General features: G+C 65.2%; 14 protein-coding genes. 10 read left to right on the top strand and 4 right to left on the bottom strand.

What is annotated here, in order from left to right:
* Positions 1 to 39: 39 nt before the first annotated feature.
* Complete coding sequence (locus LU671_RS18505) at positions 40 to 768, top strand: DUF899 domain-containing protein (RefSeq protein WP_203647061.1); 729 nt, start codon at positions 40 to 42, stop codon at positions 766 to 768.
* Between the two features lie 36 nt (positions 769 to 804).
* On the opposite strand, the gene LU671_RS18510 is transcribed toward LU671_RS18505, so the two are convergent.
* Positions 805 to 1,686: a LysR substrate-binding domain-containing protein gene (locus tag LU671_RS18510; protein ID WP_203647059.1), complete on the bottom strand. Its 882-nt coding sequence runs from the start codon at positions 1,684 to 1,686 to the stop codon at positions 805 to 807.
* Positions 1,687 to 1,844: 158 nt separating this feature from the next.
* On the opposite strand from LU671_RS18510, the gene LU671_RS18515 reads away from it, so the two are divergent.
* Entirely contained in the window at positions 1,845 to 2,489 is a 645-nt protein-coding gene (locus tag LU671_RS18515; protein ID WP_203647056.1) for an ankyrin repeat domain-containing protein, read from the top strand.
* 48 nt (positions 2,490 to 2,537) lie between these two features.
* On the opposite strand, the gene LU671_RS18520 is transcribed toward LU671_RS18515, so the two are convergent.
* Positions 2,538 to 3,110 (bottom strand): LuxR C-terminal-related transcriptional regulator, encoded by a 573-nt coding sequence (locus LU671_RS18520; protein ID WP_203647054.1) that lies wholly within the window; start codon positions 3,108 to 3,110, stop codon positions 2,538 to 2,540.
* Between the two features lie 141 nt (positions 3,111 to 3,251).
* Here LU671_RS18520 and LU671_RS18525 point away from each other — a divergent pair, with 141 nt between their 5' ends.
* The 5 genes from LU671_RS18525 to LU671_RS18545 all read left to right on the top strand — a co-directional run bounded on the left by LU671_RS18525 (position 3,252) and on the right by LU671_RS18545 (position 8,915).
* On the top strand, positions 3,252 to 4,430 hold the full coding sequence (locus tag LU671_RS18525) for an acetyl-CoA acetyltransferase (protein WP_203647052.1): 1,179 nt from the start codon (positions 3,252 to 3,254) through the stop codon (positions 4,428 to 4,430).
* A 2-nt stretch (positions 4,431 to 4,432) separates the two neighbouring features.
* Positions 4,433 to 5,974, top strand: coding sequence for a class I adenylate-forming enzyme family protein (locus LU671_RS18530; RefSeq protein ID WP_232856491.1), 1,542 nt, complete (start codon positions 4,433 to 4,435; stop codon positions 5,972 to 5,974).
* A gap of 42 nt (positions 5,975 to 6,016) precedes the next feature.
* Positions 6,017 to 7,351 carry an MFS transporter gene (locus tag LU671_RS18535; protein WP_203647050.1) on the top strand — a complete coding sequence of 445 codons (1,335 nt, stop codon included), beginning with the start codon at positions 6,017 to 6,019 and terminating at the stop codon, positions 7,349 to 7,351.
* Between the two features lie 288 nt (positions 7,352 to 7,639).
* Positions 7,640 to 7,936, top strand: a complete 297-nt coding sequence (locus tag LU671_RS18540; protein WP_110737748.1) for a DUF3144 domain-containing protein — start codon at positions 7,640 to 7,642, stop codon at positions 7,934 to 7,936.
* 157 nt (positions 7,937 to 8,093) lie between these two features.
* Entirely contained in the window at positions 8,094 to 8,915 is an 822-nt protein-coding gene (locus tag LU671_RS18545; protein ID WP_232856492.1) for a MipA/OmpV family protein, read from the top strand.
* 1 nt (position 8,916) lies between these two features.
* Here the strand turns inward: LU671_RS18545 and LU671_RS18550 are convergent, their stop codons facing one another.
* Both LU671_RS18550 and LU671_RS18555 read right to left on the bottom strand, forming a co-directional pair.
* Complete coding sequence (locus LU671_RS18550; RefSeq protein WP_232856493.1) at positions 8,917 to 9,381, bottom strand: VOC family protein; 465 nt, start codon at positions 9,379 to 9,381, stop codon at positions 8,917 to 8,919.
* A 41-nt stretch (positions 9,382 to 9,422) separates the two neighbouring features.
* A complete protein-coding gene (locus LU671_RS18555) occupies positions 9,423 to 9,605 on the bottom strand; it encodes a DUF2986 domain-containing protein (protein ID WP_232856494.1) in 183 nt (60 codons plus the stop codon).
* Positions 9,606 to 9,759: 154 nt separating this feature from the next.
* Here LU671_RS18555 and LU671_RS18560 point away from each other — a divergent pair, with 154 nt between their 5' ends.
* The 3 genes from LU671_RS18560 to LU671_RS18570 all read left to right on the top strand — a co-directional run bounded on the left by LU671_RS18560 (position 9,760) and on the right by LU671_RS18570 (position 13,235).
* Positions 9,760 to 10,527: a ribonuclease T2 family protein gene (locus tag LU671_RS18560; protein ID WP_203647039.1), complete on the top strand. Its 768-nt coding sequence runs from the start codon at positions 9,760 to 9,762 to the stop codon at positions 10,525 to 10,527.
* A 22-nt stretch (positions 10,528 to 10,549) separates the two neighbouring features.
* Positions 10,550 to 12,241 (top strand): phospholipase D-like domain-containing protein, encoded by a 1,692-nt coding sequence (locus LU671_RS18565; RefSeq protein WP_232856495.1) that lies wholly within the window; start codon positions 10,550 to 10,552, stop codon positions 12,239 to 12,241.
* A gap of 358 nt (positions 12,242 to 12,599) precedes the next feature.
* Entirely contained in the window at positions 12,600 to 13,235 is a 636-nt protein-coding gene (locus tag LU671_RS18570; protein WP_232856496.1) for a lytic polysaccharide monooxygenase auxiliary activity family 9 protein, read from the top strand.
* The last annotated feature ends 5 nt before the right edge of the window (positions 13,236 to 13,240 follow it).

Consider the following 13,240-nt stretch of genomic DNA (forward strand, 5'->3'; position numbering starts at 1 on the left):
TTCGACCACCTGGTGAACCCCCAGCGTGGAGTCACGCCCATGAGCCATCCCATCCCCAAGCATGCCGTGGTCACGCGCAGCCAGTGGCTTGCCGCCCGCCAGCAGCTCTGGCTGCACGAGAAAGCCTTCACCCATCAACGCGATGAACTCGCCGCCGCCCGCCGCGCCCTGCCCTGGGTGCGGGTGGAACAGGACTATCGATTCCACGGCCCGCACGGCGAGCTGGGCCTGACCGAGCTGTTCGCCGGTCGCAGCCAGTTGCTGGTCTATCACTTCATGTTCGCCGAAGGCTGGAACGAAGGCTGTCCGGGCTGTTCGTTCCTTGCCGACCACTTCGACGGTGCCAACCTGCACCTGGCCCACCATGACGTGTCCCTGGTGGCGGTGTCGCGGGCACCCTATGCCGAGTTCCAGGCGTTCCGCCAGCGCATGGGCTGGCGCTTCCCGTGGTACTCCTCGCATGGCAGCCCCTTCAACCAGGACTTCGGGGTCAGTGTCGCCACCGACGGCAGCGCCCAGTACAACTACGAACCCTATACCGGCAACGAGGCGGAGCTGCCCGGGCTGAGCGCGTTCTACCGGGAGGCCGACGGCAACCTGTACCACACCTATTCCACCTATGCCCGGGGGCTGGACATCCTGGTCAACGCCTACAACTTCCTCGACCTGGCGCCCCTGGGGCGCAACGAGGAAGGGACGATGGACTGGGTGCGGCATCATGATCGCTATGAGGACGCCCAGGACAAACCCCACTGTTGTGGGGACTGAGAGAGTGCCATCGCGGGGCAAGTCGCGATGGCCGTATCAGATCGCCCGCAGCGCCAGCAACTCCGTCAGCACCTCGGCCAGCGCCTTGACCATCACGTCCGCCGTCGGCCGATGCACGATCACGATCTCGTAGCTGTCCACTTCAGGCAGCCCTTGCTCGGCACCCAATACCCGGTGCTCGGCCAGCGCCGCGCGTGGAGGAAGCAGGCTGATGCCCATGCCGTCGGCCACCGCTGCCTGGATCCCGCTGAGGCTGGAGCTGGTGAAGCTGATGCGCCAGCGCCGGCCCATGCCTTCGATCGCATTGATCATGTCGTCGCGGTACAGCCCGCGTGGCGGGAAGGTCACCAGCGGAATCGGATCGAGTTCGAAGGACGGTGTGCGTACGCTGTCGATCCACTGCAACCGCTCCGGCCAGCAGGCCACGCCCTCGCGACTGTTGCGCCGCTGCTTGAGCAGCACCAGGTCGAGCTCGCCGTTGTCGTAGGCCTGGCTGAGGTCGCGGCACAGGCCGCTGGTAACCTCCAGCTTGACCTGCGGATGGCGCCGGCTGAACGCGGACAGCGCGTTGGTGGTGCGTCCGCCGACGAAATCCTCCGGCACCCCCAGGCGCACGGTGACGCCGACCATGGCCCCGGCCAGGGCTTCGAGCATCTGGTCGTTCAAGGCCAGCATGTGCCGGGCATAGCCGAGCAAGGTCTGCCCGGCATCGGTGGGCAGCACGTCGCGGTTGCCGCGCACCAGCAGGCGATGACCGACCATGTCTTCGAGGCGGCGAACCTTCTGGCTGATGGTCGACTGGGTGGAGTGCAGCCGTGCGGCGGCGGTGGTGAAACTGCCGCAGTCGGCCACCACGACGATGGCGCGCAGCAGGTCGAGGTCGAACAGGGCCCTATTCGGCTTTACGCTGGAAGACATCTTGGTATTCAGCTTCTGAATGACAAGCCTGACTTCTACCATGGGAACCGCTACCCGGCAACATGCGCAAATACACTGGGTTGCATCCAGATAATTCACTTCTGCTACAACGATCAGGGCCCTACATTGGAGCTTCGTCGCACAAGGAACCGATGCCCATGCGCCTGCCGTTCGCCGCCTTGCTGTTGAGCCTGAGCCTTGCCACCCATGCCGAGACCACGACCATGAACACCGCCTTGCTCGATGCCGCCCAACGGGGTGATGCGCCAGTCGTGCGCCAGTTGCTGGAGCAGGGCGCACCGCCGGACACCCGCGACGAGCAGGGCCAGACCGCGCTCTTGGTGGCGACCCACGCCAACCAGGTGGATGTGGCCAAGGTGCTGATCGAGGCCGGGGCCGACGTCAACGCCAAGGACAATATCAACGACAGCCCCTACCTGTATGCCGGCGCCCGCGGGCTGAACGACATCCTGCGCCTGACCCTGGCCCATGGCGCCGACCTGAGGAGTACCAACCGCTACGGCGGCACCGCGCTGATCCCGGCGGCCGAGCGCGGCCATGTCGAGACCGTGCAGCTGCTGATCGATGCCGGCGTCGACGTGAACCATCTCAACCGCCTGCACTGGACCGCGCTGCTCGAGGCGGTGATCCTCGGCGATGGCGGCCCGCGGCATGTGGAGATCGTGCGCCGGCTGCTGGCGGCCGGGGCGGATCCACGGATCGCCGACAAGGATGGCGTGACCGCGCTGGAGCATGCCCGCCAGCGCGGATACCAGGAGATGGTGGCCCTGCTGCAAAGGTAGGGTCCGTTCAGGCAAGCGACCTGTTTGCGGGTTGCTGATGACCCGCAATCAACTGATGAAAATGATCTTCGACACCAACTCCGCGCTGTTCTTCGCCTGCAATTTTTTCATCAGCCGTGCCCGATGCACTTCCACTGTCCGATGCGAGATCCCCAACCGCCGCGCCACCTCCTTGCAGGTCAGCCCATTGACGATATGCAACGAAATCTCCCGCTCGCGTGGCGTCAGTTGCACCGTCGGCGCCGGCTGCCGGTCGAGCCGTTCGAAATGCCAGATCATCAGCTTGAACGGATCCTCCACCGTCAGCGTGAAGCCCTGGGCCCGGGCCCAGAACACCTCGCCATTGCGGTGCTGCATGAAGCGTTCGTCGGAGTAGAAGGCGCCCAGCCCGTTGCGCAGCCAGTGCTCGCTGCGCTCGCCGATGCTCTGGTAATCAGCGTGGGAAGGGTAGAGCAGCAAGGTCAGATGCCCGCGCAGTTCTTCACGGGTATAGCCGAACAGCCGGGAGAAGGCCTCGTTGCAGTCAAGCATGCGCCGGTGGCCGGTGATCAGTTGCGGCGCCGGTGAAACCTGGAACGCCAGGCGTTCGAGGTCCGGGGAGGCGTGGGTGGGTACGGTCATCAGGCTTCCTGCCTTGGTGCTTGTGGTGGTGTCCCGTACGGCTCACTACTTACTCGCGTACGTAGTTGCCCCAACTAGCGTGGGATTCGGGTACTGCCACATTGTATGCAATACCCGCTTCAAGGACAGAAGAAAACCACCATGCTCCACGATTCCATCTCCATCGTCGCCGCCGCGCACAGTCCCTTCGGCCGCCTGGATGGCCTGAACCTCGAGGACCTGATCGTCCAGGTCACCCGCGATGCCCTGCAGGACGCGGCCATCGACGCCGCCGAGATCGACGCGCTGTTCCTCGGCCACTTCAACTCGGGCCTGGTGGCCGACGGCTTCCCGGCCTCGCTGATGCTGCAGGCCGACCCGCAACTGCGCTTCAAGCCCGCCACCCGCTGCGAAAACGCCTGCGCCTCGGGCTCGGCGGCGATCCAGGCCGGGATCAACGCGATCCGCAGCGGCGCCGCCGAGCTGGTGCTGGTGGTCGGCGCGGAGAAAATGACCGGCAACAGCACGGTCGAGGTCACCCGGGCGCTGGCCGGCGCTGGCTACCAGAACGACCTGGCGGAAGCCGGGCTTAGCTTCGCCCAGCTGTTCGGCCAGGTAGCGCAGCAGTACACCGAGCGCTACCACAGCCCGTTGGCGTCGATGGCGGCCATCGCCGTGAAGAACCACGCCAACGCCATGGCCAACCCGCTGGCGCAGATGCACCGGGTGATGGACTTCGAGCACTGCAACCAGGTGTCGCCAAGCAACCCGCTGATCGCCGCGCCCCTGCGCCTGACCGACTGCTCGCTGATCAGCGACGGCGCGGCGGCGATCGTCCTGGCCTCGCCCGAGCGCGCCCGCTCGATGCGCCGCCAGGTGGCGATCCGCTCGATGGTCCAGGTCAACGACTTCCTGCCGCTGTCGCGTCGCGACATGCTGGCCTTCGAGGGGCCGCAACGGGCGATCCACGGGGCGTTGCGCGAGGCGGGGGTGACCCTGAACGACCTGAGCTTCGCCGAGGTGCACGACTGCTTTACCATCGCCGAACTGCTGATCTACGAGGCCATGGGCCTGGCGCCAAGGGGCGAGGGGCACCGGGCGCTGGACGATGGCATCGTGCGCCAGGGCGGACGGCTGCCGGTGAACCTGTCCGGCGGGCTCAAGGCCAAGGGCCATCCGGTGGGCGCCACCGGGGTGTCGATGCATGCCCTGGGCTTCGCCCAGTTGACCGGCAAGCCCATCGGCCTGGGCGTGCCCAACGCCGAGTTCGGCCTGCTGTTCAACATGGGCGGCATGGCGGTGGCCAACTATGCCAGCGTGTTGCAAGCGGTCAGGGTCTGAGGATGAACATCGCCCATTGGCTGCAGGATGCAGCCCAGCGCTGGCCCGAGCGTCCGGCGCTGTTCGACGGGGAGCGTCAGGTGGCCGATTACCGGATGTTCGCCGCCCAGGTGCGGGCACGGGCACTGGAACTGCGTGACGTGCATGGCATCGAACCGGGCGACCGGGTGGCGCTGCTGATGAAGAACAGCTGCGTCTACCTGGAACTGCTCTACGCCATCTGGTGGAGCGGGGCGGTGGCGGTGCCGATCAACAGCAAGCTGCACGCCCTGGAAGCGGCCTGGATTGCCGGCAATGCCGGGGCGCGCCTGATCTATACCGACGAGGGCGAGCTCTTCGACAGCGCGACCCTGCCAGTCGGCTGCCGTGAGCTGGCTGCGCCTGTCCTGGCCGCGCCCGGCGCGCTCGACAGCGATCAACTGGCGCAGCCGCACCCGCGTCAGGACAGCGACCTGGCCTGGCTGTTCTACACCTCCGGCACCACGGGGCGTTCCAAGGGCGTGATGCTGTCCCATGGCAACCTGGTCGCCATGTCGCTGTGCTACCCGCTGGACGTCGACCCGGTAACCGCCGTCGATGCCGTGGTCTACGCCGCGCCGATGTCCCATGGCGCCGGGCTGTACAACTTCGTCCACGTGCGCTGCGGCGCCCGGCACGTGGTGCCGCTGTCCCGGGGCTTCCAGGCCGTCGAGCTGTTCGGCCTAGCGCAGACCCTGGGACAGGTCAGCCTGTTCGCCGCGCCGACCATGGTCAAGCGCATGGTCGAGCAGGCCCGCCAACAGGGTTATGACGGCGCGGGCATCAAGACCATCGTCTACGGCGGTGGCCCGATGTACCTGGCGGACCTCAGCGAGGCCCTGGACACCTTCGGCCCGCGCCTGGTGCAGATCTACGGCCAGGGCGAATGCCCGATGACCATCAGCGCGCTGTCGCGTGAGGTCATCGCCGACCGTGAGCACCCCGACTGGCCCGCCATCGCCGCCTCGGTGGGGCGGGCCCAGGCCTGTGTCGAGGTGCGTGTGGTGGACGGCGCGGGCCAGCCGCTGGCGGCCGGCGAACCCGGCGAGATCAGCGTGCGCGGGCCGGTGGTGATGCAGGGTTACTGGAATGATCCGCAGGCCACCCGGGAGGCCCTGGTGGACGGCTGGCTGCGCACCGGCGACATCGGCTACCTCGACGAGCGCGGCTACCTGAGCCTGACCGACCGCAGCAAGGATGTAATCATCTCCGGCGGCAGCAACATCTACCCGCGCGAAGTCGAGGAAGTGCTGATCCAGCATCCCGAGGTGTTCGAGGCCTGCGTGGTGGGGGAGGCCGACGCCGAGTGGGGCGAGTCGGTGGTGGCCTTCGTCGTGCCGCGCACACCGGGCAGCCTCGATGCCCAGGTGCTCAACCAATGGTTCCTGGCGCGCATGGCCTCGTTCAAGAAACCGAAGAAGTACCTGTTCTGCGCCGAGCTGCCGAAGAACAGCTACGGCAAGATTCTCAAGACCCAGCTGCGCCAGTGGCTGCAGAACCCCGACGGGGCGTTCGCCAGCCACTGACCCGCATCTTTCATGGAAAGCACCACGACAGGAGTTCCCGACATGGGCATGTCACCCGGCAACACCCAGCGCCAGCGGCGCCGGGCCTTTATCGGCGCCACCACCGGCCACTTGATCGAGTGGTACGACTACGGCGTCTACGGCTTCCTGGCCTTGTACATCGGCAAGGCCTTCTTCGTTTCCGACGACCCCACCAGCAGCCTGCTGGCGAGCTTCGCGGCCTTTGCCCTGAGCTTCTTCATCCGCCCGCTGGGCGGCTTGTTCTTCGGCCCGCTGGCGGACAAGATCGGCCGTCGCCGCACGCTGATCACGGTGCTGGTGATGATGGCCGGCTCCACCTTCCTGCTCGGTCTGCTGCCGACCTACGCCAGCATCGGCATCGCCGCGCCGGTGATCCTGGTACTGATCCGCTGCGTGCAGGGCTTCTCTGCCGGCGGTGAGATCGGCACCATCACCAGCTTCATTTCCGAATACGCCGGCCCCGGTCGACGCGGCTTCGCCACCTGCTGGCTGATGGTCACCGCAGTGCTCGGCCTGCTGCTGGGCGGCGCCGTGGCCAATGGCATGACCTGGGCGCTGGGCGCCGAACTGATGCAGGACTGGGGCTGGCGCATCCCGTTCCTGATCGCAGGTCCCCTGGGCTTCATCTCACTGTACATTCGCCTCAAGCTCGAGGACAGTCCCGAGTTCCTCGCCCTGGTGGAAGCCGGGCAGACCTCCAAGGCGCCGCTGCGCGAGGTATGGCAGTGGAAGCGCTCGATCGCCCTGGTGTTCTTCATCATCACCCTGCACAGCTCGATCTTCTACCTGGTGCTGACTTTCGCCTCGACCTACATGTCCAACACGCTGAAGTTCGACAGCGGCACCACCTTGCTCTACGTGTTCGTCGCCAGCCTGTCGGCGGCGCTGGTGATGCCATTGGGCGGCGCCTTCACCGACCGCTATGGGCGCAAGCCGTTCCTGATGGTGATCGGCACCCTGGCGACCCTGGCCATGTACTGGTTCTTCAAGACCGCGCCCGGCGCCACCCCGGCCACCCTGTTCTGGCCGCTGATGGCGGTGGCGATCCTGTTCGGGCTGTACGCTTCGTCGACCTACGCGTTGATGAGCGAACTGCTGCCGACGCGGATCCGCTCCACCGGCATCGCCATGGCCTACAACATCCCGGTGGCGGTGTTCGGCGGCAGCGCGCCGTTGATCTCTACCTGGCTGATCAAGGTGACCGGGGATATCACCGCGCCGTGGTACTTCTACGTGGGCACCGGTGTGGCGTCGCTGGTGGCGCTGGTGGTGCTGCGCAAGGAGGATTTCGTCGCCTGTGGCCACGATGCGCGGCAGTCTGTTGATCCGAGCCCTTTGAACCTGCGCTCGGTTTAAGGCGAATGGACCTCTGTGGGAGCGGGTTCACCCGCGAAGCAGGCGGCGCGGTGGATGGCACCGGCTCTGCCGGTGATCGCGGCGGTGCGGCGGTCCGATAAACCCGCTCCCACAGGCAGGGATTTCGAGCCTTGTATCCGGGGCAGGACAGCATTCTGTTACAGTCGCCGCCTCAATCTATCGGTCTGGGGATGCAGGCCGCACCCAACTGTGCGCGCCTGATGAGCCGGCTGTTCACTGTTCAGGCCAAGACGGCCTGAGACAAACATCTCCAATAGGTATACCGCCATGGCACAAGCCACCGACCAGGCCTTCTACGACCGCGCTGATGCGCATATCGAGCTGGCCAACCAGCAGATCGAGAAGCTCGAAGACCTCGGCAAGGTCAGCGCTTCGATGACCTTCGCCGCCAGTCGCTTCAACGCCTGGATGACGGCGCGCAGCTTCAAGTCAGCGCAGGAGATGGCCGCGGCGCGGGAGGAGTTGTTGAAGTACTTCTGCGAGCAGTACCGGATGATGCTCGAGGACAACCTCGACGAGCATATCCAGCACTTCGACCGCTATGTGCTGGGCCAGGACAGCTGAGGCCTACCCGGAAAATTCAGCCATCTTCACACGACCTTGACAATCGCTGGAAGGAACATTGACAGACCCTCGCTAGAGTGCGCGCCAGTTGAAATGCGCCGGGCAATCCCGGTGCGTTTCCCGCAGTGTCGAAAACCTTATCCAGCGAGTCATGATCATGTTCGAATCAACGTCCATCAGGAAGATACTGGGCACTTCGCTTGCCCTCAACGCGGCGCTTGCCTGCAGCCAGGCCAGTGCCCAGGAAAAGACTGCGCCGGACATCATCTGGGGCGACGAGACCCAGGTCACCGCAGGCTTCGCCCTGCATGCCGCGCCGCGCTACATGGGCGCGAAGGGCAGCCAGGGCCACCTGTTGCCATCGGTGACCCTCCAGCGCGGCATCTTCTTCGCCGACAGCCTCAAGGGCGTGGGCGTCCAGCACCAGTTCGACAGCGGCTTCAGCGCCAGTCTCTCGCTCGGCTACGACTTCGGCCGTGCCGACGGTGACAGCAAGTACCGCGCTGGCTCGGACGATTTGAAAGGCATGGGGGCGGTAGGGGGAGCGACGGTGGTCAACATCGACCTGGCCCAGCAGGTCCTGCCCTGGCTGGCGGTCACCGCCGGCGCCGAGTTGCGCACCGGTGGCTACAAGCGCGGCAACAGCTACCAGTTCGGCCTGCTGAACACGCTGCACCAGAGCGACGCCGACACGGTGACCCTGGGCCTCAATGCGCATGCGGGGCAGGCCAAGTACAACCAGACCTACTTCGGCGTCACTGCCCAGCAAAGCGACAACACCGATTTCGACCGATTCAAGGCGGACAAGGGCATCCATGCCTACTCGGGCGAGCTGTCGTGGATGCACCGGTTCGACCCGCACTGGTCGACCATCGCCAGCGTGAATGTGATGCACTACACCGACCAGGTCCGCCACAGCCCGATCATTCGCCAGGACACGCCGGTCACCTCGACCGTCGGGGTGCAGTACGCATTCTGATTCAGGCTTGCGGGAGGAAGGCATCCTCGATGAAGGTTTCGAGCGCCTGTGCCTCGATGATCTCGATCGAGAAATGCCCGAAACGCTTCGGCAGCCAGATGATGCGGGCACCGGCAGGCGACTGCAGGTGCTCGCGCGCCAGCGGCTTGCCGTTCTCGTCCTCGGGCTGGATGCCGTTGGCCGTCAATTGGTCATAGGCCTGTTCGATGTCCGGCGTGGAGTAGCAATGGCGGTAGATCATCCCTTCGCCATGGCTGTCGAGCAGGTCCTTGAGGTTGCCCGCCAGCGGCTGCACCAGCATGAAACGCTCCTGGCCGATCCGGGCGATGGCGTAGTGCACATGCAGGCCGCCGCGCTCCCAGACGAGCGTGCGCGAGATCTCGGCGCCCAGCACCTGGGCGTAGTAGGTACAAGCGGCCTGCAGATCGGCGACCAGCACATCCACGTGGCTGAATTTCAGGTCCATCGCATCGCTCGCTCTATCGGCAGGTGTTGTCATTATCAGGCTCAGGGCTGTGCGGGGGAGGTGCTGTCTGCCGTGGCCTGCTCGGCGCCCAGGCTGGCTTCGGCCGCCAGTATCAGCCGGTCGGCCTTGGAGATGTAGGTGTTGCGGTTTTTCGGCGCCAGTTTGGCGCTGGCCTTCTTGGCGTGGGCTTTCAACAGCTGGTTGATCTTTTTACGACGGTTCATGTTTTTTCGCTTCATTGGCGCCTGGTGGTACGGCAGGGACGAACGATACAACAAAGCGCCACTGACGAATCGTCATATTCGCGCTACACCATCACCTGACGGGTTTGTACGAGCGACAGGCACGGAGCCTGTCGAACCCGACAAGGAGGTCATCATGCAAGGATCACCACGGCATTGCGCTTGGGTCAGAACGCTGCTCTGGGGCTGGCTGGCCGCCGCCTCACCGATCTTCGCCGAGGAAATCTGCGCGTTGCCCGACGCCGTCGAGCCCGCGCCGGTGCGCCCGGTGGACTACGTCAACAAGGACCTGCCCACCGACTACCTGGCGCTGGTGCTGTCCTGGTCGCCGGAACACTGCGAGAGCCAGCGCAACAAGCCCAAGGCGCAACGGGACAAGCATGCCTTCCAGTGCTTCTCGGGCAATCGTTTCGAATGGGTGGTGCATGGCCTGTGGCCGCAGAACCGTTATGCCAAGTCCAATCAGGACCATCCTCGCAACTGCCAGAGCGTCGGCTCGCTGCCGGCGCCACTGGTCAGGCAGCACCTGTGCATGATGCCGGGGCCGGACCTGATGCAGAACGAATGGCAGGCCCACGGCACCTGTGGCTGGTCGTCCGCCAACCGCTACTTCGCCGATATCCAGCGGGTGTACGACACGCTGCGCCGTCCCGACACGCAAGCCATGCTCGGCAGCAACCCTGGCCCCAATCAACTGGTTAACGCCAAGGTCAGCGACATCAAGCAGGCCTTCCTGGCCCGCAACCCTGCATTGCCGGCACAGAGCCTGCGGGTCTCGGTGGGTTCGGGCAACCGTCTGAAGGAGCTTTGGGTGTGCCTGGACAAGCAGCTCGCTGCGATCCCGTGCCCGAGCGGCGGGACCCCCGACAATCAGCAGATCAAGGTCAGGACGCCGTTCCAGTAACCGGCCTGCAAGGAGTGCACCCATGCGAGCATCCGCCACTGGCGACTATCTGCGGGTACGGGCCATCGCCGGCACCCATGTCGTGTTCCTGGCCTGGGACTTCGTCACGCCGCCGAGCCTCGAGACCCTGGTCGGCGAGCAGAACCTGCTGGGCTTTGCCGTACACCGTCGGTACTTCGACGCGGCCGGCAAGCTGCGGACCCAATACTATCTGCGCGGCCTCAAGCGCTTCGCCGACAAGGACAAGGGGCTGCCACCGGGCACGCTGGTACCGACCAGCGAGCATCCGATCCAGAGTTTCCTGTGGGCCGACTACACCGTCGCGCCCGAAGGGGAGTACGCCTACACGGTGCAGCCGGTATTCGGCGAACCCAGGAACCTGCGCATCGACGACGCCCGGGGCGTCGCGGTGCGCGTGCGCTGTGAGCCCACGCTTGCGCCGGGCGGCGAGGGCCTGAGGCACGATATCCATTTCAACCGCGGCGTGATCGGCTCCCAGGCTTATGCCAGGGAATTCGATAACGTCGCTCCCGATCCCGATGCGCCGGCCTTCAAGCCGATGAAATGGCTTTCGCGGGGCCTGTACGAGGCCCTGCTCGACTTCATCGGGCGCGGCGGCGCGAAAGGCATGGGCCTGCGCGCGGCATTCTACGAGTTCCAGTACCTGCCGGTCGCCCAGGCCCTGCGCGAGGCCGCCCGTGAAGGCGACGTGCAGGTCGTCTTCGATGCCCAGAGCAAGTACAAGGCGAACAACCTGGCCACCATCGAGCAGGCCGGCCTGCAGGCCTGGGTGCATCCGCGCACGGTCAGCGAAGGCATCCGCCACAACAAGTTCATCGTGCTGCTCAAGGATGGCCAGCCGGTCAGCGTCTGGACCGGCTCGACCAATATCTCGGCTGGCGGGATCTTCGGCCACTCCAATGTCGGCCATGTTGTCCACGACCCCATCATCGCCCGGCAATACCTGGACTACTGGACGCGGCTGCAACAGAACATGACCCCAGCCAGGCTGCGTGCGCCCAATACCCAGGCTACCCCGCTGCCCGCCTTGCCGTTGCAGCCGGGCACCTACCCGCTGTTCAGTCCCCGCGAGCGCAAGGAAACGCCCCAGGCGCAGAAGACCTTGCAGTGGTACGCGGACCTGGCCGGCGCAGCCCGTCAGCTGGTGTGTTTTACCGCCGCGTTCGAGATCGCTCGGGAGTTCCAGGAGGTGCTCCAGGCGCAGAACGACGTGCTGCGCTACGTGATCAAGGACGACCCGCTCAGGAAGACCGAGAACATCGGCACCGACGGTGACGTGATCTTTGCCGCCGGCAGCTTCCTGGGCGAGGACAACCCGCTGACCAACGCGCTCAAGGAGCGTGACAACCCGCTGAACAGCAACGACTACGTGCATACCAAGTACCTGCTGGTCGACCCCCTGGGCGAGCAGCCCACGGTGGTGACCGGGTCGGCGAACTTCAGCGCCGCCTCCCAGGAGAAGAACGACGAGAACATGCTGGTGATCCACGGCGATACCCGGGTGGCGGACATCTACTTCGGCGAGTTCATGCGCCTGTTCGATCACCACTATGCGCGCTACCTGGCGGCGAAGTACCAGGCCCGGCCCGGGAGCACCGGCAACTACCTCAAGCCGCAGGCCGGGCAATGGCTGCCCGCGCACCTGGATCCGGCGAACTACCGGTCGAAGCGGCGGCGCTATCTGGTCGGCTGACAGCCCCACAGGCCATGCGCAATCCCTTGTAGGAGCGGCCTTGTGCCGCGAAAGGGCTGCGAAGCAGCCCCAGGATCTCAGTGTTGATGCAAAGATCGCTGGGGCCGCTGCGCGCCCCTTTCGCGGCACAAGGCCGCTCCTACAGGGCCATGTGCCGCTTGGGTACGTAGGTGATTTACTCCAGGGAAGGTAGGATAACTATAGTGGTACTGTATGAATATCCAGTATTCATTGGGGTTTCTTCCAGCGCCCGGCTTCGGTGCGCAAAATCGCCCCGTGGACATTAAATCCAGCTCCGTTAGTTTGAAGGCCTCTCCTTCGGAAAGGGAGAGTTCTCAAATCAAATGGAGCTATGAACATGAACCAACCACAAACCCAGAACCCACTTCGCCACGGCCGCGTCACTTCCCCGGCCTCCCGCGGCGCCGTCGCCATCGACCTCGGCGTGCTCAGCGGCTGGCAGGTCGACGAAATGGAAGGCGGCAAGAACTTCCCGGCCCTGGCGGCCGGCCCGTTCCCCGCACCGTTCCAGTCGGACAACCCGAGCGTCGCCCCGCCCGCCGACGGCTACATCCTCAGCGGTGGCAAGACCGACGCCCGTGACTGCGTCAACTTCACCGACGAGGAGATGAGCAAGAAGCTCAACCGCGCCTTCACCTGGCCGCTGGTCAACGTCGACCCCGGGCAGCTGTTCAAGGTGACCTGGCGCTACACCGCGCCGCACACCACCCGCGGCTACCGCTGGCTGATCACCAAGGACGGCTGGGATCCGAAACAGCGCATCAGCCGTGCGCAGCTGGAGGACAAGCCGTTCGCCGAGGACTTCTACCCGCAGGTGCCGTACTACAGCCATGCCGGCGAGCTGAAGGCCAAGGTCGACCACGAAGTGAAGCTGCCGGCCAACAAGAAGGGCCGTCATGTGATCGTCCTGATGTGGATCGTCGCCAACACCGGCAACGCCTTCTATCAGGCCTTCGACGTCGACTTCAAGTAAGTCCG

The organism is Pseudomonas sp. NMI760_13, from assembly GCF_021283245.1.
GTDB classification, from domain to species: domain Bacteria; phylum Pseudomonadota; class Gammaproteobacteria; order Pseudomonadales; family Pseudomonadaceae; genus Aquipseudomonas; species Aquipseudomonas peradeniyensis.